At 61.8% G+C, this 23,187-nt stretch carries 23 protein-coding genes; 10 read left to right on the forward strand and 13 right to left on the reverse strand.

The annotated features are described in order from the left end of the window. Positions 1 to 783: acetamidase/formamidase family protein (locus ACKOED_RS05475; protein ID WP_408915573.1), on the reverse strand; the 783-nt coding region annotated here is incomplete at its 3' end. Positions 784 to 982: 199 nt separating this feature from the next. On the opposite strand from ACKOED_RS05475, the gene ACKOED_RS05480 reads away from it, so the two are divergent. From ACKOED_RS05480 to ACKOED_RS05525, 10 genes are all read left to right on the forward strand, one after another. Further along, on the forward strand, positions 983 to 2,929 hold the full coding sequence (locus ACKOED_RS05480; RefSeq protein ID WP_408915574.1) for a sigma-54-dependent Fis family transcriptional regulator: 1,947 nt from the start codon (positions 983 to 985) through the stop codon (positions 2,927 to 2,929). A gap of 177 nt (positions 2,930 to 3,106) precedes the next feature. After that, positions 3,107 to 4,156, forward strand: a complete 1,050-nt coding sequence (locus tag ACKOED_RS05485; RefSeq protein WP_408915575.1) for an ATP-NAD kinase family protein — start codon at positions 3,107 to 3,109, stop codon at positions 4,154 to 4,156. After that, a complete protein-coding gene (locus tag ACKOED_RS05490; protein ID WP_408915576.1) occupies positions 4,157 to 5,155 on the forward strand; it encodes a thiamine pyrophosphate-dependent dehydrogenase E1 component subunit alpha in 999 nt (332 codons plus the stop codon). Positions 5,156 to 5,175: 20 nt separating this feature from the next. Beyond that, complete coding sequence (locus ACKOED_RS05495) at positions 5,176 to 6,183, forward strand: alpha-ketoacid dehydrogenase subunit beta (protein WP_408915577.1); 1,008 nt, start codon at positions 5,176 to 5,178, stop codon at positions 6,181 to 6,183. A gap of 31 nt (positions 6,184 to 6,214) precedes the next feature. Further along, positions 6,215 to 7,327 carry an acetoin dehydrogenase dihydrolipoyllysine-residue acetyltransferase subunit gene (locus ACKOED_RS05500; RefSeq protein WP_408915578.1) on the forward strand — a complete coding sequence of 371 codons (1,113 nt, stop codon included), beginning with the start codon at positions 6,215 to 6,217 and terminating at the stop codon, positions 7,325 to 7,327. Positions 7,328 to 7,480: 153 nt separating this feature from the next. Then, positions 7,481 to 9,010, forward strand: a complete 1,530-nt coding sequence (locus ACKOED_RS05505; RefSeq protein WP_408915579.1) for an extracellular solute-binding protein — start codon at positions 7,481 to 7,483, stop codon at positions 9,008 to 9,010. Positions 9,011 to 9,083: 73 nt separating this feature from the next. Continuing rightward, on the forward strand, positions 9,084 to 10,097 hold the full coding sequence (locus ACKOED_RS05510) for a carbohydrate ABC transporter permease (protein ID WP_408915580.1): 1,014 nt from the start codon (positions 9,084 to 9,086) through the stop codon (positions 10,095 to 10,097). A gap of 3 nt (positions 10,098 to 10,100) precedes the next feature. After that, complete coding sequence (locus ACKOED_RS05515; RefSeq protein ID WP_408915581.1) at positions 10,101 to 10,979, forward strand: carbohydrate ABC transporter permease; 879 nt, start codon at positions 10,101 to 10,103, stop codon at positions 10,977 to 10,979. A gap of 12 nt (positions 10,980 to 10,991) precedes the next feature. Next, complete coding sequence (locus ACKOED_RS05520) at positions 10,992 to 12,086, forward strand: ABC transporter ATP-binding protein (RefSeq protein WP_408915582.1); 1,095 nt, start codon at positions 10,992 to 10,994, stop codon at positions 12,084 to 12,086. Between the two features lie 13 nt (positions 12,087 to 12,099). Beyond that, on the forward strand, positions 12,100 to 12,435 hold the full coding sequence (locus ACKOED_RS05525) for a carboxymuconolactone decarboxylase family protein (protein ID WP_408915583.1): 336 nt from the start codon (positions 12,100 to 12,102) through the stop codon (positions 12,433 to 12,435). On the opposite strand, the gene ACKOED_RS05530 is transcribed toward ACKOED_RS05525, so the two are convergent. The 12 genes from ACKOED_RS05530 to ACKOED_RS05585 all read right to left on the reverse strand — a co-directional run. Continuing rightward, positions 12,436 to 12,843 (reverse strand): DUF2177 family protein, encoded by a 408-nt coding sequence (locus ACKOED_RS05530; protein WP_408915584.1) that lies wholly within the window; start codon positions 12,841 to 12,843, stop codon positions 12,436 to 12,438. Positions 12,844 to 12,904: 61 nt separating this feature from the next. Continuing rightward, entirely contained in the window at positions 12,905 to 14,116 is a 1,212-nt protein-coding gene (gene hemA, locus ACKOED_RS05535) for a 5-aminolevulinate synthase (RefSeq protein WP_408915585.1), read from the reverse strand. Positions 14,117 to 14,151: 35 nt separating this feature from the next. Next, complete coding sequence (gene puhE / locus ACKOED_RS05540; RefSeq protein WP_408915586.1) at positions 14,152 to 14,979, reverse strand: putative photosynthetic complex assembly protein PuhE; 828 nt, start codon at positions 14,977 to 14,979, stop codon at positions 14,152 to 14,154. A 10-nt stretch (positions 14,980 to 14,989) separates the two neighbouring features. Then, positions 14,990 to 16,057, reverse strand: coding sequence for a magnesium-protoporphyrin IX monomethyl ester (oxidative) cyclase (acsF, locus tag ACKOED_RS05545; RefSeq protein WP_408915587.1), 1,068 nt, complete (start codon positions 16,055 to 16,057; stop codon positions 14,990 to 14,992). Next, positions 16,054 to 16,353, reverse strand: a complete 300-nt coding sequence (locus ACKOED_RS05550; RefSeq protein WP_408915588.1) for a hypothetical protein — start codon at positions 16,351 to 16,353, stop codon at positions 16,054 to 16,056. Before ACKOED_RS05550 ends, acsF begins: the two co-directional genes overlap by 4 nt. Beyond that, entirely contained in the window at positions 16,353 to 16,808 is a 456-nt protein-coding gene (gene puhC, locus ACKOED_RS05555) for a photosynthetic complex assembly protein PuhC (RefSeq protein ID WP_408915589.1), read from the reverse strand. The genes ACKOED_RS05550 and puhC overlap by 1 nt, the downstream gene beginning before the upstream one ends. A 1-nt stretch (position 16,809) precedes the next feature. Then, positions 16,810 to 17,466 (reverse strand): photosynthetic complex putative assembly protein PuhB, encoded by a 657-nt coding sequence (gene puhB / locus ACKOED_RS05560; RefSeq protein ID WP_408915590.1) that lies wholly within the window; start codon positions 17,464 to 17,466, stop codon positions 16,810 to 16,812. Continuing rightward, on the reverse strand, positions 17,463 to 18,242 hold the full coding sequence (puhA, locus tag ACKOED_RS05565; protein ID WP_408915591.1) for a photosynthetic reaction center subunit H: 780 nt from the start codon (positions 18,240 to 18,242) through the stop codon (positions 17,463 to 17,465). The genes puhB and puhA overlap by 4 nt, the downstream gene beginning before the upstream one ends. A 16-nt stretch (positions 18,243 to 18,258) precedes the next feature. After that, on the reverse strand, positions 18,259 to 19,698 hold the full coding sequence (locus tag ACKOED_RS05570) for a BCD family MFS transporter (protein WP_408915592.1): 1,440 nt from the start codon (positions 19,696 to 19,698) through the stop codon (positions 18,259 to 18,261). Beyond that, a complete protein-coding gene (gene bchM, locus ACKOED_RS05575; protein ID WP_408915593.1) occupies positions 19,695 to 20,393 on the reverse strand; it encodes a magnesium protoporphyrin IX methyltransferase in 699 nt (232 codons plus the stop codon). Before bchM ends, ACKOED_RS05570 begins: the two co-directional genes overlap by 4 nt. Beyond that, a complete protein-coding gene (gene bchL / locus ACKOED_RS05580) occupies positions 20,393 to 21,301 on the reverse strand; it encodes a ferredoxin:protochlorophyllide reductase (ATP-dependent) iron-sulfur ATP-binding protein (RefSeq protein WP_408915594.1) in 909 nt (302 codons plus the stop codon). The genes bchM and bchL overlap by 1 nt, the downstream gene beginning before the upstream one ends. Continuing rightward, positions 21,298 to 23,187: cobaltochelatase subunit CobN (locus ACKOED_RS05585; RefSeq protein WP_408915595.1), on the reverse strand; the 1,890-nt coding region annotated here is incomplete at its 5' end. The genes bchL and ACKOED_RS05585, both read right to left, overlap by 4 nt.

Raw genomic sequence — 23,187 nt, forward strand, 5'->3', positions numbered from 1 at the left:
GATAAACTGTTCATTCTCAAGCCGGGGCCAGGAAATCGGCCACTTCTTGATCAGATCGACCTGCACGGTGGTGGTCGAGGGCATTTCGACGGCGACGCCGCAAAGCTCGCCATCGCCCTGGCGGGCGTGGCAATCGCCCAGATAGAGGTAGGCGTCCTTGTGCAGCACAGGGAAATAGGCAATGGCGCCGGGCGCCATGTCCGGCAGGTCCATGTTACCGCCCCAGTAGTCCGGTTGCAGCGAGAGCACGGCCTCGATCAGCGGCGAGACGCCCAGCGTGCCGATGAATGGCTCATAGGGCAGCATGACCCGGTCACTGAACTTCACCCCTTTCTCTGTGACTTCATATTTCATGACCCGCTCGGGCAGTGGCGGGTTCAGCATGGCTGTCTGGCTATTGGACACGAGGCCGCCGAATTCCGGGATCAAGGCGGAGGTGCCAACGGGCTGGGGGCCGCGCGGCAGGATCGAGTGGATCGACACACACAAGACATCGCCCGGCTCGGCGCCCTCCACGGCGATTGGCCCGCATTGGGGGTTGACGAAGGGCATGTTGAGCTTCTGCGAGGGAAGGTCCCTTTCTGTCTTGATGGCGCCGCCGAAAGCGTCCTCGGTTTCGGCCACCACGATATCGCCCGGGTTGATGGTCATCACGGGCTTGGCATAAGGCCCGTATACAAAGTGGTACTCACCCTGCACGGCCTTGTTGAGGTGATGGGTCTTGCCGGGCTGGCCCTTGGCGATACCCCGCCGCGCCATGTAGCTGTCGGTCATCCATGTCATTGCAACATTTCCTTCTCCTCGGCCTGCGAAACCTTATCCAAGATCACACCGTTCGCCCTGCATTGTCCACGCCCGGCTGTGCCGGCGCGTTTGAAACCATTGGATTGGCGCCCGAACCCGGACGCAATAAATCACATTTATGTGGACTTGACAGGCGAAAGTTGCAGACCCGATACTCGATCAGTTCATGAGTAGGGTTATGGCATCAGCCTATACCGAGCACATTGAGGAGTTGATCCGTGCCGCGGAAGGCCGCCACACGGCGCGCGATGATCTGATCCTGAAGTCCTGGCTTCGCTGCATCGACAATCACAAGCTCGATCCCACCGTGATGCGTCCGGCCCAGATCGTGGAGGAACACCGGCTCCGCGAGCACCGCGACGCCATGGAGGAGCTTCTGCGGACGGCGCGGCTCGGCGTCGAGGCCCTGTACAGCCAGATATCCGGGCTGGGCTATCTGCTGTTGCTCACCGACCAGAACGGCATCACCGTGGACTATATCGGCGATCCGGCGGTTTCCGAAAAAGCGAGATCCGCCGGTCTTCATCACGGCTTTGACTGGAGCGAGACCCAGGCCGGCACCAACGGCGTTGGCACCACCATTGCAACCGGCGAGGCGCTCGTCGTCCACAAGAGCGATCACTTCGATGCGACCCATATTCCGCTGACCTGTACGGCGGCCCCGATCTTTGACGCAACGGGCCGCCTGGCGGCAATTCTGGACGTGGCAGCACTCACCTCCCCAGAGGAAAAGACCAGCCAGTTTCTGGCCTTGCAGATGGTCAAGAGTTTTGCGCACCGGATCGAAACGGCCAATCTGATCCGCTCCTGCTCGCGCAGCTGGATCGTCAAGCTGACCTCGAACCGGGCGCTCGCTGAAGTTGACACGGAATATGTATTGGTTCTCGATTCCGTGGGCCGGATCATCGGCTTCAACAATTTCGGGGCGCGTCTGCTGGCCGAGGAATTCGGTGCAAACTGGCGAGAGAGCGCATCATTTCTTGGGCGGCCCATCAGCGATGCATTTGATTGCGAGATTGACAGCCTAACGCGTTTTGTTGCGTCGCATTCCATCGAAAGAAACGTCATCCGGTTGCGGGCTTCGGGGAGGAACCTGTTCATCCAGGTCGTGCCACCAAAGACCATTCGCGTGCTGCCAAACGCGATGGCGCAGGAAGACTACAAGCTGCATTCCTCGCTCAAGGCGGTGGCCGGCGATGATCCCTCAATCCAGAAGAGCCTCAAGAAGCTGTCGCGGCTTCTCAATACCGACATGAGCATCCTGGTGAATGGCGAGACCGGCACCGGCAAGGAGTTTCTCGCCAAGGCCATTCATCAGGCCAGCGCCCGGGCCAGAGGACCTTTCATTCCAGTGAACTGCGCGGCTCTGCCGGAGAACCTCATCGAAAGCGAGTTGTTCGGCTATGAAAGCGGGTCGTTCACCGGGGCGCTGGCCAAGGGCAAGAAAGGCCTGATCCGTGAGGCCCATGGCGGCACGCTGTTCCTCGACGAAATCGGCGACATGCCGTTGAGTTCCCAGACACGGTTGTTGCGCGTGCTGGCCGAGCGTGAGGTGACGCCGGTGGGAGGCTCAAAGCCGACTTCCGTCGACATGCGGGTGATTGCCGCCACGCACCGCGATCTTCTGGGCCTGGTGAAGCAGGGCCAGTTCCGCGAGGATCTGTTCTTCCGGCTCAACGGGGTGAATATCGCCCTGCCGCCGCTCCGGGCGCGGACCGATCTGGAATGGCTGGTGACGCAACTGCTTGAAAAGCGCCCGCTCTCCGATGGTACGCCTCGCAGCCTCTCGGCGCCGGCTCTGGGCGTCCTCGCCGCGCACAACTGGCCCGGCAACATCCGGGAGCTGGTGAATGTGATCGATTTCGCCTGTGCCGTCGCTACTGATCCCGAGATCGTTGTCGACGATCTCCCCGATCAGGTGTTTCGACGCAGCTTCGAGGATGCTGCCACAGCCGGTGTCCAGTCCGAGGGAGCGGGCGGCGATGATGCGGCAGTACTCCGTGAGGAACTCCGCCGCGCCAACTGGAATGTTTCAGCAGCGGCGCGGGTTCTGGGCATTGATCGCACGACCCTTCACCGCCGCATGCGCCGTCTCGGCGTCAGCCTGCCGCCGCGCGCAACGTAGCGCCACACCTGTGGCGGCCGCCGCAACAGGTGTTGCAGGTGTTTCGCTTCTTCTCGCAATCGCGAACACCTTGTTGCGCTGCTTGGCTTAGTTTCTGGCCAAGTACTTCGCAGTCGCACAATGGCATGGGACTTGCTGAACCACGATCAGAGTCTTCTTGAGGGTAACTGTCGTCATATGAGCAACGCCATCGGCATCATCGCCAACCCGGTCTCCGCGAGAGACATCCGGCGCGTCATTGCCAATGCCACGGCGCTGCAGATCACCGATCGCGCCAATATCGTGCTGCGGGTGCTCTCCTGCGTGAAGGCCTGTGGCGTCGATCATGTCTACATGATGCCGGAAAATGGCGGCATCCGGCATCACGTCCGCCGTGGCATCGATCGGGCGGAGAACCAGGGGCTGAAGCATTTTCCTGCGGTCGAATATCTCGACTACAAAATCTCTGGTACGGTCGAGGATACGCTGAAGGCCGCCCGCCTGATGAAGGAAAAGGGTGTCAAAGCTATCGTTGTGCTGGGTGGCGACGGCACGCACCGGGCGGTTGTCACTGGCTGTGGCGATGTTCCCATTGCCGGGATTTCGACGGGCACCAACAACGCGTTCCCCGAACATCGCGAACCCACCATCACCGGGTTGGCTGTTGGCCTCGCCGTGTCTGGCAAGGTTCCAGCCGCCGAAGCCTTCCTGCCGAACAAGAAGATCATCGTGCGGGTAGGGGCCCAGGAAGAGATTGCGCTGGTCGACGTCGCCGTGGTCACCGAGCGTTACATCGGAGCGCGCGCCCTGTGGCGTACCGAGACGTTCCGTGAATTGTTCGTGACCTTCGCCGATCCCGAAGTCATCGGCATGTCGGCGATTGCCGGGTTGCTCAAGCCGGTAACGCGGCTTGACCCCAATGGTCTGCTGGTGCGCATGGCCCCGGAAGACGAGGCCAGCATCATCCTCGATACGCCGATCGCACCCGGCTATGTGCGCGGCATCGGTATCCGTGGCTTCGAGGACATGAAGCCCAATGTGAAATACCGCCCGTCGATCACCGACGGCTCGATCGCGCTCGACGGCGAGCGCGAACTCTCCTTCACGCGCGACGACGATGTGAGCATCGAACTCATGCCGAATGCCTTCAGAACCGTGAACGTGAGCGGCTGCATGCAGTACGCCTCGCGTCACGGCCTGATGCGCGTGAAACCGAAGTCAACATCTGAACCTATGGGAGGACACTAGATGACTGCTCCGAACAGCACAGCCGGGATTTTCCCGCTGGACAAGGCAGGTCTGCTCAAGGCCTATCGAACCATGCGGACCATCCGCGAGTTCGAGGAACGCCTGCACGCGGATTTCGCGAAGGGCGACATTCCGGGCTTCGTTCACCTCTACGCCGGCGAGGAAGCCGCCGGCACCGGCATCATGATGCACCTTGAGGACAAGGACCGCATTGCCTCCACTCACCGTGGCCATGGCCATTGCATCGCCAAGGGCGTCGACCCCAAGGAGATGATGGCGGAAATCTATGGCAAGATCTCCGGATCCTGCCGCGGCAAGGGCGGCTCCATGCACATCGCCGACCTGTCCAAGGGCATGATGGGCGCCAACGGCATCCTCGGCGCCGGTGCGCCGCTGGTCTGTGGCGCGGCGCTGGCCGCCAAGTACCGTGGCGACGGCGGCGTTGCCATCTCCTTTGTGGGTGACGGCGCCTCGAACCAGGGTACCTTCCTTGAAAGCCTCAACCTCGCGGCAGTCTGGAATCTTCCGGCGATCTTTGTTGTCGAGAACAACGGATACGCTGAATCGACCTCCCGCGACTACGCGGTGGCGGTTGACTCCTATGTCGACCGCGCGGCTGGCTTCGGCCTTCCCGGCGTCACCGTTGACGGGCTCGATTTCTTCGCCGTCTACGAAGCGGCGGGCGAGATCATCAAGCGGGCCCGCGAAGGCGGCGGCCCGGCGCTTCTGGAGTGCAAGATGATCCGCATGTTTGGTCACTTTGAAGGTGACCAGCAGACCTACCGCGCCAAGGGCGAACTCGAGGACATCCGCACCAACAAGGATTGCATCAAGATGTTCTCGCAGCGCGTCAACGAGGCGGGCGTGATCAGCCGCCCTGAACTCGACGCCATCGACCGCGAGGTGGTGGCCGAGATTCAGCAGGCTGTCGCCTTCGCAAAGGCGGCGCCACTGCCCACCGCGGCGGACCTCCTCACCGACGTCTACGTCAGCTACTGATCCGAAGGGAGATTAAGCAAATGGCACGCAAGATCAGCATGCGCCAGGCAATCAACGAGGCGCTCGATCAGGAAATGGCCCGCGATCCCAGTGTGATCGTGATGGGCGAGGACATCGTCGGCGGCGCCGGCGGCCAGGGCGAGGAGGACGCGTGGGGCGGCGTGCTCGGCGTCACCAAGGGCCTCAACGCCAAGCACAAGGGACGGCTGCTCGACACGCCGCTGTCGGAATCGGCTTACATTGGCGCCGCTATCGGGGCCGCCGCCTGTGGCATGCGCCCGGTCGCGGAATTGATGTTCCTGGACTTCATGGGCGTCTGTTTCGACCAGATCTTCAACCAGGCCGCCAAGTTCAAATATATGTTCGGCGGCAAGGCGGAGACTCCGGTCGTCATCCGCGCCATGGTGGGGGCGGGCTTCCGCGCCGCGGCCCAGCACAGCCAGATGCTGACGCCGCTGTTCGTGCATATCCCGGGCCTCAAGGTGGTGTGTCCGTCAAACGCTTATGACGCCAAGGGTCTGCTTATCCAGTCGATCCGCGACAACGATCCTGTGATCTTCTGCGAGCATAAGAACCTCTATGGCCTCGAGACCGAGGTGCCAGCCGAGTCCTATGCCATTCCGTTCGGCGAAGCCAATGTGGTTCGGGAAGGAAAGCACGCCACCATCGTGACTTACGGCATGATGGTGAACCGCGCCATGGAAGCCGCCGCCGGGCTCGCCAAGCAGGGCGTTGAATGCGAGGTGATCGACCTTCGCACGCTGTCACCCATCGATTGGGATACGGTGATCGACAGCGCCGAGAAGACCGGCCACGTAATCTGCGTCGATGAAGCCAATCCGCGCTGCTCGATCGCCGCCGACGTTTCGGCGATGGTCAGCCAGGAATGCTTCAAGGCGCTCAAGGGCTCGGTTCAGATGGTGACCGCGCCACACACGCCGGTACCGTTCTCGCCGGTCCTGGAAGACCTCTACATCCCGTCGGCGGACGCCATCGCCAAGGCGGTGAAGAAGTCGATGGCGCACTGAGACAGCGAAAGAACGAAGTGAGGAAGTGACTATGACCGATACCCGTATCGTGCCGATCGTCATGCCCAAGTGGGGCCTCTCCATGAAGGAGGGAAAGGTGACGGGCTGGCTGTTGGAGGATGGCTCGAAGATCAATCCCGGCGACGCGATCCTCGAGGTCGAGACCGACAAGATCGCGGGGTCCGTCGAGGCGCATGAGGCCGGCGTGCTGAGAAGGCGCGTCGGCCAGGCCGACACCGTCTATCCGGTGAAGACGCTGCTCGGCGTCATCGCTGATCCGGCGGTTCCGGACTCGGAAATCGACGCGTTCGTGGCCTCCTACGTGACCCCCTCAGCCGAGGAAGACGAGGAGGAGCAGGGTCCGAAATATGAGTTCGTGGAAACCTCGGCCGGAAACCTCCGCTATGCCAAGCGTGGCGCGGGCGACGAGACCGTGATCCTGATCCACGGCTTCGGCGGCGATCTTGATAACTGGCTCTTCAACATCGATGCGCTGGGAGAGAAGGCCACCGTTTACGCGCTCGATCTTCCGGGGCATGGCCAGTCGGTCAAGAAGCTCGAGAAACCCGGCTTGAAGGCCATGGCGGCCGCGGTGGCGAGCTTCATGGACAAGCTCGGCATCTCCAGGGCCAATCTGGTCGGCCATTCGATGGGTGGCGCCATCGCCATGCAGATGGCGGCGGACTACCCCGCGAAGGTGAAGTCGATGACATTGATCTGCTCGGCCGGCCTCGGCTCCGAAATCGGCAGCTACGTGGACGAGTATGTTGCCGCCCAGGGCCGCAAGGACCTGAAGCCGGTGCTCGAGCAGCTGTTCGCCGACAAGAGCCTGGTGAGCCGTCAGCTGGTTGACGATGTGCTGAAATACAAGCGGCTGGATGGCGTCGAGGCGGTTCTCAAGAACCTGTCGGCGGCTCTGTTCGGCGGCCGCAAGCAGCAGGACGCGCCGGCAGCGGGGCTCTCCGGAAAGCTGCCGCCGACGCTCATCATCTGGGGCAAGGAGGACCAGATCATTCCCGCCGCCCACGCCACCAAGCTGCCGGGCGCCAAGGTGCATGTCATCGAGGGTGCTGGCCACATGGTGTTTATGGAAAAGGCCAATGATGTGAACGCCCTCATCAAGGCGCACATTGCAGGTTCGTAACTGGAAGTCTCAACAAGCCGTTGGTACGGCCCGGGAAAGGAGGAACAAGACGCAAAAACGCCTGAAGTCTTCCTCGGGAGCGACCCGCCAACGGCGTGCCGTCTCGCGCAATCCACAGAGTAGTCTTTAAAATCAACATGGGAGAAAACGCACATGTTTTCGATACCTAAGAATGCAGTCTATAAGCGCATCAGCCGCCGCAAGTTCCTTGAACTGGGCGGCGGGGCGGCATCGGCCCTCGGCGTAGGGTCCATGACGCTGGGCCTGGGCTCCACCATCACCCGCAGCCGGGTGCAGGCGGCCTCCTCCGACGATGCGAAGTGGAAGCAGTATGCCGGCTCGAAGCTGGTGTTCATGTCCGAGAACACCCCGCCGTCATTCGCCATCCGCGACAACATCAAGGCCTTCACCGATCTCACGGGCATCGAGGTGACCATTCTCACCGACGACCTGCCGGTTGTTCAGCAGAAGGTCGGCATCGACCTTCGCGGCGGCAAGGCGGACTATGTCCTGAACTACGTGCAGGACAAGCCAATCGGCGCTCCCTTTGGCGAGTTCTACGCTGACATGACGCCGCTGTTCGGCGACTCGACGCTGCCGCAGGATGCGGATGGTTACGGCGACGAGGCCTGGTTCGACAACTTCCTTTCGGCCTGCGGCCGTTTCTACGACAAGGAGAAGATCATCGCCCTGCCGTATGACTGCGCGGTGGCCTGCACCTTCTACCGTCAGGACCTGTTCGAGGCCAACTCCAAGGATTTCGAAGCCGAATATGGCTACCGCCTGGAGTTCAACAAGGACTCGACCTGGCAAAACGTCATCGACATGGCGGCCTTCTTCAAGAAGGCCAAGGAAGCCGGCAAGGACGTGCCGTATGGCTACGCCCAGCACCAGGGTTCCTTCGCCTGGACGACGCAGCTGGACATTCAGCGCTTCCTGTTCGCCAACGGCCGCTGGATGGACTGGAACATCGACGACGTTTACGGCTCGAAGGAGCCGGGCAAGACCAACTGGGGCGACGAGTCTTCCATCGCCATGCTGACCAAGTTCAAGGAGCTGGCGGATGTCTGCCACCCGGACAATCTGGCCAACGGCACGCTGGAGCTCAACACCGTCTACCAGGCCGGCAACATCGCGATGCAGACACAGTATCACGAGTTCGCCGCCTCGATCGAGGACGAGAAGACCTCGCGCGCGGCCGGTGGCAAGACCGCTTATGCGCCATGCCCGAAGGGCGACGCCAAGTGGATCAAGAACGGCGGCGAAGCGGTGAATGGCACCAACTGCGGCATCGGCGGCATCGGCATCAATGGCAATGCCTCCGAGGACCTGAAGCGCGCCGCTTACATCTTCGCGATCTGGTCGGTTTCCAAGAACAATCAGTTCAACGTGCTGAAGGGCCTCGGCGGTACGCCGACCCGCAAGGCGGTTCTGGAAATCGACGAAGTGAAGAAGGCGCAGCAGCGGCCGACAACCATGCCGAACGCGCTGACTTTTGACGCCGTCTATAACTACGGCATCAAGAACCCGCACTTCGTGCTCGGGCCCAAGATTCCCAATGCCAACGAGTATCACTCGATCCTGGCGGCGGAAGTCCAGAAGTGCCTGTCGAACGAGCAGTCTCCGGAAGAGGCCGCGAAGTCGATCCAGACCCAGCTCGACGAGCTGAACGGCGCGGGCTGATCCCGCACCACCTGAATAACCGGCGGCCGTATACGGCCGCCGGAACCCTTCTCCTCATCCCCGAGGGATCACGATGACCGATACAACCATGCCAGCCGCGGCTGCCGGCAAGAAGGCGCACGGTGGCCAGTCGATTGACTTGTTCCGTGTCCGGCAAATCCCGGACAGCGTGGAGTCACGGCCTGTTTCCGCTGTAGCCGCGGAACCGCCAACCATCAATCCGGCGGCCTCCAAGGGCTATTACTTCATGCTCATGGCGCCGGCCATCCTGGTTCTGGCCTTCATCTCGATCTATCCATTCTTCTGGATGATCTACATGAGCTTGCATGATGTCGACATCGGCAAGATCGAGTGGAACAATTTCGCCAACTACCTGAAGCTGCCAAGCGATACGCGGTACATCATGGGCTGGGTGCTGCTGATCCAATACAGCGCCATGTGCCTGTTCCTGCAGATCGTCATCGGCGTGTTCCTGGCGGTGGCGCTCAACGGCTCCCGGTATGAGAAAGTCCTGGTCACGACACTGCTGATGCCCATGATGATGGCGCCGCTGGTGGCCGGCATGGTCTGGTACTTCCTGTATAACGGCACCTTTGGCTGGTACCACTGGCTGCTGCAGAGTCTCGGCATCCTGGGGCCCAAATCGATCCTGGCGAGCCCCAACACGGCAATGATCGGCATTGTGCTGGTGGACGTCTGGCAATGGACGCCGCTGATCACACTCATTACGCTGGCCGGCCTCAAGCGCGTGCCGCAGGATCAGCTGGAAGCCAACATGGTGGACGGCGCCTCGCCGATCCGCAACTTCGTCTCGGTGACGCTGCCCAATCTGTACCCGGTGCTGCTGATCGCCATTGTGCTGCGCTTCATGGACAATTTCAGGTTCATCGACTCGATCTTGGTGCTCACCGGCGGCGGCCCTGGCAATGCCACGAAGATACTGCCCGTCTATCTGTTCGAGGTGTCGTTCAAGTTCTTCAAGCTGGGGCGTGGTGCGGCGATCGCCTTCACTCTGCTCATCGTCACCATCATCCTTGGCATGATTCTGGTCCGCGTCTTCGAGCGCGGCCAGCCGAAGAAAGGGTAAGTCATGGCCTCGCGCGAAGTGATCGAATACGATACCGGCCTTACCAAGGCGTTCCGATGGTTCGCCGCTGTCTTCATCGCCTTCTACGTGGTGTGGACGGTACTGCCGATCTTCATCATGTTCATGTCGTCCTTCAAGGACCTGCTGGAAGCCTTCAAGCTTCCAGAGGTCGGCGACTGGGCGGGCGTGAAGGTGTTCTTCGAGTTCACGCCGACAACGAAGCACTATTATGAACTCTTCGCCAATCTCGGCTTCTCCACCTACCTGTTCAACTCGCTGGTCGCGGCCGGCGGCTCGGCGGTGGTTTCGGTGGTGTTGGGGTCGATGTGTGCCTATTCGCTGTCGCGCATCGATTTCCGTGGCAAGAAGGACCTCTTCTTCTGGATCATCTCGACCCGCATGGCGCCCGTCGTGGCGGTCATGGTCCCGCTTTACTGGATTTTCCGGGAGCTGGAGCTGGTTGGCACCCTGCCTGGCCTGATCCTCGCTTACACCACCTTCAACCTTCCCTTCGCCATCTGGATCCTCAAGGGCTTTTTTGACAACGTGCCCTACGCAATCGAGGAAGCGCAGATGGTGGATGGCGCCACGCGCCTGCAGGCGTTTCGTGCTATCCTGCCGCTTGTTGCCCCGGGTATTGGCGCCTTCGTGGTGCTCTGCATCCTCTTTGCCTGGAATGATTATCTCTTCGCGGCGATCATCGGATCGGGTGGCGCCAAGACGCTACCTGCCGCAACGCGCGAGCTGGTGCAGCCGCAAAACATCCAATGGGGCCAGATCATGGCGGCCGGCGTTGTGACCACGCTGCCGATGATGTTCCTGGGCCTCGTGATCCGGAAATACCTCGTTACCGGCCTCACCATGGGCGCGGTCAAGGAATAGCAGGAGCTGGCAATGGCTAAAGTTTCATTCAGGAATGTCTGGAAGAAGTACGGCAATCTTCCCGCCGTGAAGGACCTCAACATCGAATGCCCGGATGGATCGTTCCTGTCGATCCTTGGGCCGTCGGGCTGCGGTAAGTCATCGACCATGCGCATGGTTGCTGGACTTGAACACATTACGTCCGGACAAATCCTGTTCGACGAGAAGCCGATCAACGAGCTGGCCCCAAAGGACCGTGACGTGGCCATGGTGTTCGAGAACTATGCGCTCTATCCGCATAAGAGCGTTTACGACAACATGGCGAACCCACTGCGGCTGCGCGGCCAGAGTGAGGACCAGATCAGGGAGCGGGTCACGGCGGCCGCCAAGCTCCTCGAGATCTCGCATTTGCTGGAGCGGCGCCCGCAGGAACTGTCTGGCGGGCAAAAGCAGCGCGTGGCTATCGGCCGCGCAATCGTGCGGGAACCCAATCTGTTCCTCTTCGATGAGCCTATCGCGCATCTGGATGCCAAGCTCCGGGCCCATATGCGCGGTGAGATCAAGCATCTTCAGCGCACACTCGGGACCACCATGATCTATGTGACCCATGATCAGCTCGAGGCTATGTCGATGGCTGACATGATCGCGGTTATGCATGAGGGTGAATTGCAGCAGCTGGGCACGCCGCGTGAGGTTTACAACAAGCCGGTCAATGCCTGGGTGGCTGGCTTCGTGGGCGAACCGGCGATGAATTTCGTTGATGTTGGCCTGCAGGACAAGGCTGGCCATACCCACTTCATCCACCCGAATTTCTCGATCCCCGTGACGCCTGAGCAGCAGCGGCTGATCGCGTCTGGCGCAAGGCCCAACGCGCTGCGCATGGGTGTCCGGCCGGATGCCATGTCGATCTCCATGACCAAGCCTGAAAAGGAACATGTGACCGGCAAGATTTTCGTTACTGAGCTTCTTGGGGGCGACATGATCGTCGATGTCGACCTCGACGACAGCCGCATCCGCGTCAAGACCTCGACGGAATTCATGGGCGAGGAGGGGCAGACCTGCTACATGACGGTCAATACAGCAAAGTGGCATGCCTTCTCGAAAGAGAATGGCAAGGCGCTGTTCTGAGAGGGAGATAGCCATGGCGGATGCGAAGGAAAAGCTCGACGGTGTGAATGCCCGGTTGCTGAACCTGTTCGAGGCCGAAAAGCAGACCATGATGGCCTTCAACGGCCTTGCAACGGCGGCCACCCGCGCGGGCAAGATATCGCCTGCCATGAAGGAGCTCACCGCGGTTGCAATTGCGGTGGCCAAGGGTTGTGAGGACTGCATCATCTATCATGCGGCGGCAGCCAAGAAACACGGGGCAACGCGCGACGAACTGGCAGAGATGCTGGCAGTGTCGGTGGAGATGGCGGGCGGGCCGGGGGCCGTTTATGCGGCAAAGGCGCTGGAGACGTTCGACCAGTTGCCCTAGCTACCGTGCGAAAAACCGGGTCGCCGCGGCGACCGTGAGGGCGGAGACGCTTCCGGTCAGAACCGTGCCCCAGAGCATGTCGATAATGGCGATCCTGGTGGTGAAACCCTTCATCACCGCAAGATTCGTAAGGTCGTAGGTGCCGTAGGCAATGAGGCCCAGCAGCGCGCCATAGACGAGCCCTTGCCAGGCCGACTGGGCCTGAACGGCGGGCCAGATGACCATGATCATCAGGCCGGTAATATAGAGGATGTAGAAGGCTCCGGCGGCCGCGAAATTGGGCGGTTGGCGGAGGATGTCGCCGATTTCCGTGACATAGATGCTGCGGCCGAGCCACAGAAGCCACACCATGTCGATAACCAGGAACAGGATGGCGGCAACCACCCAGAGAATGATCCACTGCGGCATGTCACGGGCTCCCATTGGAAAGCCTTCTTACGCGGGTATGACCAGCGAGATCAACAGCCCGTCATGCCACCGCGCGGGCCAGGGCGCATTGTGACCACAGTTCCGATAGTGCCGAAACCAGATGGTCCATGTCGGCTTCGGAATGAAGCGGGGTGGGCGTGATGCGCAAGCGTTCGGTGCCGCGTGGCACGGTGGGATAGTTGATGGGCTGGATATAGATGGCGTAGCGCTCCAGCAGGATATCGCTGATCCATTTGCACTTCTTGGCGTCACCCACCATCACGGGCACAATGTGGCTGGCGTTCGCCTTGTAGGGCACACCAGCCTGGTCCAGCTTGCGGCGCAGCTTGGCCACGCGTTCCTTGTGGCGCATGCGCTCCATCTCGCTGGCTTTCAGGTGGCGGATCGAGGCGGCGGCGCCCGCCGCCACGGCGGGCGGCAGCGCGGTGGTGAAGATAAAGCCAGATGCGAAGCTTCTCACGAAGTCACAGAGCGCCGCCGAGCCGGTGATATAGCCACCGACCACGCCGAAAGCCTTGCCGAGCGTACCTTCGATCACCGTGAGGCGGTCCATGAGTCCCTCGCGCTCGGCAATGCCGCCGCCGCGTGGGCCGTACATGCCAACCGCATGCACTTCGTCGAGATAGGTCATGGCGTTGTAGCGGTCGGCGATGTCGCAGATTTCCTTGATCGGCCCGATGTCGCCGTCCATCGAATAGACCGACTCAAAAGCGATCAGTTTAGGCCGGGCGGGGTCTGCGGACTTGAGCAGCCGTTCGAGATCCGCCACATCATTATGCTTGAAGATGTCGCGTTCGGCGCGGCTGTGGCGGATACCTTCGATCATCGAGGCGTGATTGCCGGCGTCCGAAAAGACCATGCAGTTGGGAAGGGCGCTCGCCAGTGTTCCCAATGCGGCCCAGTTCGAAACATAGCCCGATGTGAACAGCAAGGCCGATTCCTTGCCGTGAAGATCGGCCAGCTCATGTTCGAGTTCCACGTGGTAGTGATTCGTCCCGGAGATGTTGCGCGTCCCGCCGGCGCCCGCTCCGCAGCGGTCCAGCGCTTCGTGCATGGCGGCGAGCACCTTTGCGTTTTGCCCCATGCCGAGATAGTCATTTGAACACCAAACGGTAATGTCTTTCTTCCCGGCGCCATGATGGGTGGCGCGTGGAAACTGCCCGGCCTTGCGCTCGAGATCGGCAAATACCCGGTAGCGTCCCTCGTTGCGGAGTTGCTCCAGTTCCGATTTGAAGAAGCTCTCGTAATCCATCTTGTCCTCTCTGGACGGCGCAGCGCCGGCTTTCCTCAGGGCGTGAGTTTGGTGTTCAGGGCGGTATAGTCGATACGGGGTGGAACGGATTTGTGGGATTTTGCCGCGCCTGGCCGGTGCGGCAGGCTCCAGCGCCAGAGCTTTTCAACCGGTAGCGGCAGCATCAGCAGCCAGTGCTCGAGAACGGCGAGGCCAGCCAGGGCGGCGAGCAGCGAATAACCCGTCCGGTCAGCCATGGTCTCGGCCGCAAGCGCTTGCTGGAACAGCAAGAGGGTTCCGGCCGTTGCCGCGGTGATCGAGAAGGGAAACAACAGGTTCATCGGCTTACGGGTGAGGAAGCTTTTCAGCACCGCCATATGCGGCGGCACGAACTCCTCGCTCACGTTGCGGACACCCAGGAAAACATTGAGCCTGGCGCTCAAATGCATGGCCCACAACAGAAGATAGACCCAAAGGCCCCACTGGTTTGGACTGTCCCAGGTGAGGCTGAGGATCACCACGGCCACAACAACGATCGCGACTTCGTGCCAGAGATTGACGGCAATGGCATGGCCAAAATGCCGCCAGCCGCTGCATCCCGCCCCGCAGGCATGCTTGCGCGGCCCTGTGACGAATCCCGTGTAGAGGCTCACCTCCTGCCACCCCCAGGCCAGCAGCCCGGCGGTAAAGGCCGCGTAGACTGCAAACGCCGATTGGTCTCCGGCGCTTGCCCATATTGCGTAAAGCGCAGCTGCCAGCACGGCGGTTGCCCCGGCCATCGTCCACTTGAAGGTGCGCACCGGCAGCTGATCGAGGTAGAAGATCAGCCCGGTGGAGAACCACCAGAGGAAAAGGGCGAAGGCCATCGGCAACAGGTAGCTCATCGATGGCGCATCACCACGTTGGCGCTAGCCGGACATTGCCAGGCAGTTCGTTGGTCTTGGCGGGAATCGCGAACAGGCGGAGCATGGTCCAGCCCGCCGACAGGACCGTCGCTGGTTTGCCAAACAGCTTGGCAAGCCCGCCCTGCTTCTGCCAGCGCGCGGCGCGCTCGTTGATCCGCTGCAGTCTTTGCAGACCCGCGAAGAAGGCGGGGTTGTCGATGTCGAGTTCCAGCGGAAACACCTGCCGTGAGATCTCGGACGTGATCTTGAAGACCTTGTAGCCGTATTCGTCGGGGTCGATGCCAAGCGCGGCATGGAAATGCGGTCGCTGGTGATCGCGGACATACATGGTGGCGAACACCGCAAGCAGGAAGAACTTCACCCAAAGCTTGTTGATCCCGCTCAGCAGTTCTGGGTGGGCCCGCATGATCAGCGCAAAAGCCTCGCCATGGCGGAATTCGTCATTGCACCATTTCTCGAACCACTTGAAGATCGGGTGGATGCGCCGCTCCGGATGTTGCTGCAGGTGGCGGTAGATTGTGATGTAGCGGGCGTAACCAATCTTCTCCGATAGATAGGTCGCGTAGAAGATGAACTTCGGCTTGAAGAAGGTATATTTCTTGGTTTTGGTCAGGAAGCCCAGGTCAACGCCGATCTTGAAGTCCTTCAGCGTGTCGTTGATGAACCCGGCGTGGCGGGATTCATCCCGGCTCATCAGCCGGAACAGCTCGCACATGTCGGGGTTGGTGCCGCGCTTGCGCATCTCGGCGTAGAGCACGCAGCCGGAGAACTCGGCGGTGAGCGAGCTCACGAGAAAATCCACAAACTCCTTCCGCAGGCCTTCGGGCATGCTTTCAAGCGTCACATGGTCCCATTCCGCGTTACGTTTGAAGTGGGTCTTATTGGGATCGCTCTGCATTTCGGCGATGAGCGCGTCCCACTCCTTGCGCACCGGCGTGACGTCAAGGCTGTCAAGCGCCTTGTAGTCGGTGGTGTAGAAGCGCGGGCTCAAAACCGTCGATTCCTGCGCTTTTGCGAGCGTGTCCGCAGGCCTGATTCCGAGATTTTCAATGGTCATAGCTCTTCCCCCGAGAAGCTGAATTCCAAAAGTTCCATGAATTCGAGATCACCCGTCATCTTCGTCCACTTTCGTTCGAGCCAGTTGGCCCGTGTGATGGTGGCCTTGCGCCGTTCGATGGCGGTCTCGCCATAGGGCACAATGATCGGTTTGCCATGAACCAACACCGCGTCACCCGGTTCGACGGTGACGCCGCCGTCCAGTTCGACATGCGCGGCCAGGCTTTCGAAGGTATTTACCACGTGCACGGTGCACATCACCTCTTCGGTGCCGGCGGGAGCGAAGGGATTAAGCATCAGCTGTTGTCTCCTCTTGCTACTAGGAAGTTGTCGAAGACCCGGGCATTGGCATGGCCATAGGCGTTGAGGTCGAGGCTGACACCTGTTGCGGTGTCGGTCAACATCACTTGTCCGTTCTCAAGCTTTTCGAGCCGCCAGGCATGCGCGAGGTCGGCTTCGGCGTTGCGGCGTATGCGGTTAAGGCCGCGCAACACGCCAGGGACGAAGCCTTCACGGCCTGCATTGGCGATGACCGCGCCGGTCTTGGCGTCAAGTACCTTTATCTCACCTGCTTCCGAGGCCTCGAAGCGGATGAGCCGGCTTTGCACGATCTGGGCCTCGGTGACCGCCGGTTGCGGGGTGAACCCCGAAAGCCGTGCGCCCGCCACCGCAATGAAGGCGAGGGCGGCAATGCCAAATGCGACGGCCAGCGGCAGCTTGGTGAGCGGGACGGGGGCGCGGACGTTTGTCATCTCAGGCGGCTGCCGGTTGCTGGGTAAGGGATGAACCCGCTGCCCTGGCGGTTTCGCTGAGCGGGGCCGGAGCCTGGCCGGCGAGTGCGGCTGCAAGCAAGCCGGCAACCCGGTCAGCCTCGGGGATTGCCCTGAGGCAGGGTTGCGGGTGGGTGAAGTGGAACGGCCGGGCGTGCGGCCAGAGGAGCAGATAGGCAAGACGCTCCTTCTTGGTGATCTTGAGCGGGATATCGCCGGACCCATTTCCGAACAGACGCAGCGCTGCGCTGTCGATCTGGGTGAAAGGCAAATTGATGCTGACTTGCACCGCCATACCGATGCGCATCACCAGCCGCTTGCTGGTGATGGTATAGACGGTGGTTCGTGCGCTGAGATAGGCTAGTCCCGCGAGCAACCCCGCAGCAGCAAGGCCCATCGGAACAAGCCAGCCGAAGGGCCGCATGGCGGCATCGAGGGTAGCGCCCTCGGCAAGCCGCAGCGTGGCCGAGAAGGCGGCAAGCGCCGCGAAGTACCAGATCGCTTTCCGGGCGTGAAAGGCATGCACCGCCAGGTCCTGCCAGCGCGGTGAACCCTGCCAAAGCATGCGCTCGCCTGGCGGCAGCAAGGCAGGAAGGCCGCGCACCGGCTCGAAAGCGAAATCGTCGTGGTCTGTGCTCATACCAGCGGCTCGGCCCGTTCCGGTGTGGCATAGAGGTGGCCGCCTGAATAATAGGCGCAGATGCGGTCTTCCTCGAGCCGCGTGACGACATCCGGGTTGCGGGTTCCAGGCACCTTCAGGAACTGCTTTGAGGTGATGGACTTGACCCCGACCTCCCGGCGCGAGCCGGAGATACGGGAGAGGGTCGCCGGCAGCAGAACATTGCGGCGGTTGCCTTCCTTGTCGCTCACCTCTACTTCGAGGTAGCGCATGATGTATTCGGCCACATCGACCCAGACATCCTTGACCACGCCACCCACCTTGCCATCCGCGGCTATCACCCGCATGCCGCGCGGGTCAGGATCGCGCTGCTCGATATGCCAATCCTTGGCGTTGCGCAGCGGCACCAGTTTCGGTGTGCCGTGGAAGGTGGCGTCCGGAATATCAAGACGCTCTGCATAGGCAGCTGGTCCAACGCCATCGACCAACGGGTCACCATCGGGTTCAAGCGGGGCGCCTGGCCATGGACCAATCGGCGTCGCCTTGACGGGGCGCGCGTCATAAGGCTGGGCACGTGGCGCTTTCACGGTGGAGCCGTCCGCCAGAAGATAGGTTTTCGGCGCCGGCACCGGCGGCCAGCCCTGTACGACGACATGGCCCGAGCGGTCAGACTCGAGCGGGTAGCCCTCGCGTTTATTCTCGCGGTGGAGATAGATGAGGATCACCGCAAGGAAGCCCCAGAAGAGATAGAGCACCACCTGTGCGACATCGACATATTGGGTGAAGGCTGCTGACATGGGCGTTCTCCTTCGATCAGCCTGGATATTGCGCCAGGCCAAAGCCCGGCTGTCTGATGATGCGTCTTGCTCCGCCGCGAACCATGGGCCCGATGGCCACAAGGGTTGCAAAGAGCAGCAGGATTTCGATGTGGTAGACAAAGAGATAGCCGGCGGCCGGCCCACTGAAGGCCGCGCCGAGCGCGCCTTGTTCGGCAAGGGTTGATACGAGGTCTCGCAGCACGCCGCTGACGCCGACTGCGAGTCCGGCCGCGGTAGCCTGTACGCCACCCCATGCGCCGAGCGCAAATCCGCTCAGCAATCCGGAGCCGCTGGAAGCGAGGTCCATGGCCGCGGTCAGCATGCCGACGGCAAACAAGCCGCCACCCAGCCCGATGAAGAAGGTTGCTGTCTGGAATAGGGCTGCCAGTTCGAGAAGTGGCGAGAAGATGACCCCGGCGAATGCCGCTATGCCCGCGAGGATGCCGAGCGCGGCTAGCCGGTAGGGGTCTCCGCCGCGGCTGAGCCGGCGCGCGGCGATCGCAAAACCGGCGAGCGTACCTCCGGCCAGCGTGGCGGTGAGCCAGGTGGTCTGACCAACATCCATGCCGAAGACCTGGCCGCCGAATGGCTCGAGCAGAATGTCCTGCATGCTAAAGGCGGCGGTGCCCAACCCCACAGTCACCAGCAGGCGTTTGGCGCGGCCAGCGCGGGCGAAGTTGCCCCAGGCCTCCGCCATGCTGGTCCGCGGCCCTTTTGGTGTGGTCAGTGCGGGGTTGCGGGCCTCCTGCTTCCACATGGCGGCGACATTCAGTACCACGGTGATGACGGCAACGGCCTGGATGATCTGGATCAGTTCCACGGCGGTGAAGTCGCTGAGCAGGCTGCCAAATACAAGCGCGCTCAGCACCATGCCGACGAGCAACATGACATAAAGCAGAGCGACGACTCGAGGGCGGGACTCTGGCGGCGCGAGATCATTGGCCAATGCAAGGCCCGCCGTTTGGGTGACGTTGATCCCCGCGCCGATGAGCAGGAAGGCGAGGCCAGCGCCGACCTGTCCCCAGACGGCGGAGCCGTGGCCTTGTCCGGTGAGCAGGAGAAGCGCGAAGGGCAAAATGGCGAAGCCGCCGAACTGCATCAGCGTGCCGAACCAGATGTATGGCACGCGCCGCCAGCCAAGCAGCGACCTGTGAGTATCGGACTTGAGTCCTATCAGCGCACGGAATGGCGCAAACACGATCGGCAAGGAAACCATGAGACCGACAAGCCAGGCCGGTACGCCGAGTTCAACGATCATCACCCGGTTGAGCGTACCTGTCAGCAGAACCAGCGCCATGCCAACCGAGATCTGGAACATTGACAGCCGTAACAGGCGGCCCAATGGCAGATCCGCAGTCGCTGCATCGGCAAAGGGAAGGAAGCGCGGTCCGAGGGACTGCCAACCTGCCATCATGCCGCGGTTGAGCTTCCTCATGCGCGGGTCATCTCCTGGGCATGGGAAATGTAGAAGCCACTCGAAATGCGGATATCGCGGCCCAGCCGCCAGCCGCCTAGCCGCTCATGGTGGCGGACGGCGTTGTGGAGCGACGGCGTCGGATGTGGGACGATGCGGGGCGACCGGTCACCCCGCGGAAAGACTTTCCCGATCATGTGCATGGCGGCCAGAGCCGGGGTGCGGGGCGCATAGGTGAAGTGAACTCCGCCGCGGCTCATCTCGGCCAGCCGCGTGAGCATGCCGACCATGTCAGGCAGGCTGTAGTGGATGAGCGAGTCCATCGCCACCACCTGATCGAACGTGCCCAGTTTCCGGTCGAGCATGTCACCGGCGATAAAATGGATGCGGCCATCGCCCAGGCGCTCCGGCAGGCGCTCGCGCGCAATGCCGATCAGCGTGGGTGAGATGTCCACTGCCGTCACATCGGCGCCGCGCCGCGCCGCCTCAACCGCAAGGGCGCCGGTGCCGCAGCCAGCATCGAGAAGCCGCATGCCGCGCAAGTCCTGTGGCAGGAAGCCGAGCAGCGTGGCGCGCATCTTGTCACGTCCGGCCCGCACCGTGGCGCGGATGCCGCTCACCGGCGCGTCGGATGTCAACCTGGACCAGGCGGCAGCCGCCGTCCGGTCGAAATAGGTCTCGATCTCTCCGCGCCGCTCGAGGTAGCTGTCGCTCATCAGTCAAACCCCAGGAAATCGAAGATGTCGCGGTCCTTCATGGAGCGCGCGTCGCAGGGCTCTGAACCCGCCCAAAGGCTTGCAGCAAGCCTCATGTATTCGTTCTGTACGTGTTCCACTTCCGGGCTCGGTGGCATTTCGAACAGTGTCGATTTCTTGAGGCGGCTAAGCCGGATGGCGTCGACATCCGGGAGATGCGCCAGCCGCCTGAGACCCGTGGCTTCGGCGAAGCGGTCGATCTGGTCGGTGTCTTTCGAGCGGTTGGCGATGACTCCTCCCACGCGCACGCCATAGTTCTTCGCCTTGGCGTTGATCGCCGCAACGATGCGGTTCATGGCGAAGATCGAGTCAAAGTCATTGGCCGTGACGATCAGGGCGCGGTCAGCGTGCTGCAGCGGCGAAGCCAAGCCACCGCAGACAACATCGCCCAGCACGTCGCAGATGACCACGTCCGTATCTTCCAGCAGAGGGTGCTCCTTCAGCAGCGTCACCGTCTGCCCCACCACATCGCCGCCGCAACCGGTTCCCGCCGGCGGGCCGCCGGCCTCGACGCACATCACGCCATTGTAGCCCTGGAATACGAAGTCTTCGGGGCGTAACTCCTCGGAATGGAAATCGACCTGTTCCAGAATGTCGATGACCGTCGGCACCAGGCTCTTGGTCAGCGTGAAGGTCGAATCATGCTTGGGGTCGCAGCCGATCTGCAGCACACGCTTGCCCAGCTTCGAGAATGCCACTGAGAGGTTGGAAGAGGTGGTGCTCTTGCCAATACCGCCCTTGCCATAGACCGAAAACACCTTCGCGGTGCCGATCGTTGCATTGGGGTCAAGGTGCACCTGCACGCTGCCCTCACCGTCTTCGCGCGGGTTCACGCGCGCCTTCGGTTTCCGGTCGATCACCAGGGTCATGCCGCTGCCTCCACGCCTATGCCTTCAAGCTTGTCTTCGAGTTCCTCGCCTGCCTGTTGCAGAGCGGCGAGCGTTTCGGCATCAGGTTGCCAGAATTCGCGCCGCTGCGCTTCGAGCAGCCGGTTCACCACCTTTACGGCGGCCTTTGGGTTAAGCGCTGCCAGCCGGTCGCGCATCGCCTGGTCCAGCACATATGTCTGTGTGAATTGCTGGTAGACCCATGGCGCCACCTGGCCCGTGGTCGCGGACCAGCCGACCGTGTTGGTCAAATGACATTCAATGTGGCGCACACCTTCGTGGCCGTGCTTCAGCATCCCTTCATACCACTTCGGGTTCAGCACCCGCGTGCGGGATTCGAGCGCCACCTGGTCGGCAAGCGTACGCACCACGCCAGCGCCCCGCGTCTGATCGCCGATGTAAACGGGAACCGCTGCACCGCGCTGTTTCTCAGCGGCGCGGCTGATGCCTCCCAGCGAGTCGAAGTAATGATCAACAGTGGTCACGCCCAGTTCGACCGATTCGAGGTTCTGATAGGCGAGATCGACGCCACCCAGCACCGCAGCCATGATGCCGGATTGCTGTTGCGATTGCCCGTTGCGGCCATGGGCAAAGCATTTGCGCTTGGCGAACATCTCGCCCAACTCGTCTTCGTCCTCCCACCGGCCACTATCCACCAGCATGTTGACGTTTGAGCCATATGCGCCATCGGCGTTGCTGAAGACGCGCAGCGCCGCGGTTTCCAGGTCACAGCCGGTCTGCTTCATATGGGCCAGCGCATGTTTCCGCACGAAGTTCTGTTCGGATGGCTCGTCCGCGGCGGCGGCGAGGAAGCAGGCTTCAGCCAGCATGCGCGTCTGCAACGGCAGCAGATCCCGGAATATGCCGGAGAGGGTCAGCATGACATCAATGCGCGGACGGCCGAGGTCTTGAAGCGGCAGCAGTGACGCGCCACACAGCCGTCCAAAACTGTCGAAACGCGGTGCCGCGCCGAGAAGCGCCAGCGCCTGCGAAACCGGGCCGCCCTCGCTTTTCAGATTGTCCGTTCCCCACAGCACCAAGGCCACGGTCTCTGGCAGGGGTTTGCCGGAGCTCGTATGGGTCTCGAGCAGCAGGGCCGCCTGGCGAGCACCATCCTTTACTGCAAATGTGGACGGGATACGGAAGGGATCGAAGCCGTGCAGGTTGCGCCCAGTTGGCAAGATTGCGGGTGTCCGAATAAGGTCACCACCGGGCACCGGGCGGATAAACCGCCCGTCAAGCGCTCTGAGCAGAGCAGGGATTTCGTGGTCCTCGGCGAGCAACCGGTCCATGGCAGCGAGGTCGGCAGTCGTTCCAGCCTCCTCAACACTGGCAAGCGTCTCACGGCGCGCTTCCGCGTCCATCCCTTCGCCCACGACATGAAGGCCATGGGGGATCAGCGTATATTCGAGCTCAAGGATACGCCGTTGCAGATCTTGTATGGCCGGCTCCGGATCGGCCCAGGCAGGCTCTGCCGCTGACAAATCGACCTGCGCTGCCTGTGCCTGAACGAGCAGGGCCAGATCGTGGCGTTCCGTGGCATCCGGCTCAAGCCCGCGCCAGCGGCTGATTGATCCCTTCAGATCGACAAGACCGCGATAGAGGCCCGCCTGGGCGAGCGGCGGCGTCAGGTAGCTGATCAAAGTGGCGCCGGCCCGGCGCTTCGCGATGCTGCCCTCGGAGGGGTTGTTGGCGCAGTAGAGATAAAGATTCGGAAGATCGCCGATCAGTCGGTCTGGCCAGCAGGCTGCTGACAGCCCGGACTGCTTTCCAGGCATGAATTCGAGTGCGCCATGCGTGCCGAAGTGCAACACAGCATGCGCCGCGAAATCCTCGCGGAGATAGCGGTAGAATGCCGAGAATGCATG

It is taken from the genome of Aestuariivirga sp. (assembly GCF_046093005.1).
In the GTDB taxonomy this organism is placed as follows: domain Bacteria; phylum Pseudomonadota; class Alphaproteobacteria; order Rhizobiales; family Aestuariivirgaceae; genus Aestuariivirga.

Bases quoted from the DNA above. Each gene is read 5' to 3' on its own strand.
- ACKOED_RS05480 (WP_408915574.1), top strand. From the start codon at position 983: ATGGCATCAGCCTATACCGAGCACATTGAGGAGTTGATCCGTGCCGCG.
- ACKOED_RS05485 (WP_408915575.1), top strand. From the start codon at position 3,107: ATGAGCAACGCCATCGGCATCATCGCCAACCCGGTCTCCGCGAGAGAC.
- ACKOED_RS05490 (WP_408915576.1), top strand. From the start codon at position 4,157: ATGACTGCTCCGAACAGCACAGCCGGGATTTTCCCGCTGGACAAGGCA.
- ACKOED_RS05495 (WP_408915577.1), top strand. From the start codon at position 5,176: ATGGCACGCAAGATCAGCATGCGCCAGGCAATCAACGAGGCGCTCGAT.
- ACKOED_RS05500 (WP_408915578.1), top strand. From the start codon at position 6,215: ATGACCGATACCCGTATCGTGCCGATCGTCATGCCCAAGTGGGGCCTC.
- ACKOED_RS05505 (WP_408915579.1), top strand. From the start codon at position 7,481: ATGTTTTCGATACCTAAGAATGCAGTCTATAAGCGCATCAGCCGCCGC.
- ACKOED_RS05510 (WP_408915580.1), top strand. From the start codon at position 9,084: ATGACCGATACAACCATGCCAGCCGCGGCTGCCGGCAAGAAGGCGCAC.
- ACKOED_RS05515 (WP_408915581.1), top strand. From the start codon at position 10,101: ATGGCCTCGCGCGAAGTGATCGAATACGATACCGGCCTTACCAAGGCG.
- ACKOED_RS05520 (WP_408915582.1), top strand. From the start codon at position 10,992: ATGGCTAAAGTTTCATTCAGGAATGTCTGGAAGAAGTACGGCAATCTT.
- ACKOED_RS05525 (WP_408915583.1), top strand. From the start codon at position 12,100: ATGGCGGATGCGAAGGAAAAGCTCGACGGTGTGAATGCCCGGTTGCTG.
- ACKOED_RS05530 (WP_408915584.1), bottom strand. From the start codon at position 12,843: ATGCCGCAGTGGATCATTCTCTGGGTGGTTGCCGCCATCCTGTTCCTG.
- hemA (WP_408915585.1), bottom strand. From the start codon at position 14,116: ATGGATTACGAGAGCTTCTTCAAATCGGAACTGGAGCAACTCCGCAAC.
- puhE (WP_408915586.1), bottom strand. From the start codon at position 14,979: ATGAGCTACCTGTTGCCGATGGCCTTCGCCCTTTTCCTCTGGTGGTTC.
- acsF (WP_408915587.1), bottom strand. From the start codon at position 16,057: ATGACCATTGAAAATCTCGGAATCAGGCCTGCGGACACGCTCGCAAAA.
- ACKOED_RS05550 (WP_408915588.1), bottom strand. From the start codon at position 16,353: ATGCTTAATCCCTTCGCTCCCGCCGGCACCGAAGAGGTGATGTGCACC.
- puhC (WP_408915589.1), bottom strand. From the start codon at position 16,808: ATGACAAACGTCCGCGCCCCCGTCCCGCTCACCAAGCTGCCGCTGGCC.
- puhB (WP_408915590.1), bottom strand. From the start codon at position 17,466: ATGAGCACAGACCACGACGATTTCGCTTTCGAGCCGGTGCGCGGCCTT.
- puhA (WP_408915591.1), bottom strand. From the start codon at position 18,242: ATGTCAGCAGCCTTCACCCAATATGTCGATGTCGCACAGGTGGTGCTC.
- ACKOED_RS05570 (WP_408915592.1), bottom strand. From the start codon at position 19,698: ATGAGGAAGCTCAACCGCGGCATGATGGCAGGTTGGCAGTCCCTCGGA.
- bchM (WP_408915593.1), bottom strand. From the start codon at position 20,393: ATGAGCGACAGCTACCTCGAGCGGCGCGGAGAGATCGAGACCTATTTC.
- bchL (WP_408915594.1), bottom strand. From the start codon at position 21,301: ATGACCCTGGTGATCGACCGGAAACCGAAGGCGCGCGTGAACCCGCGC.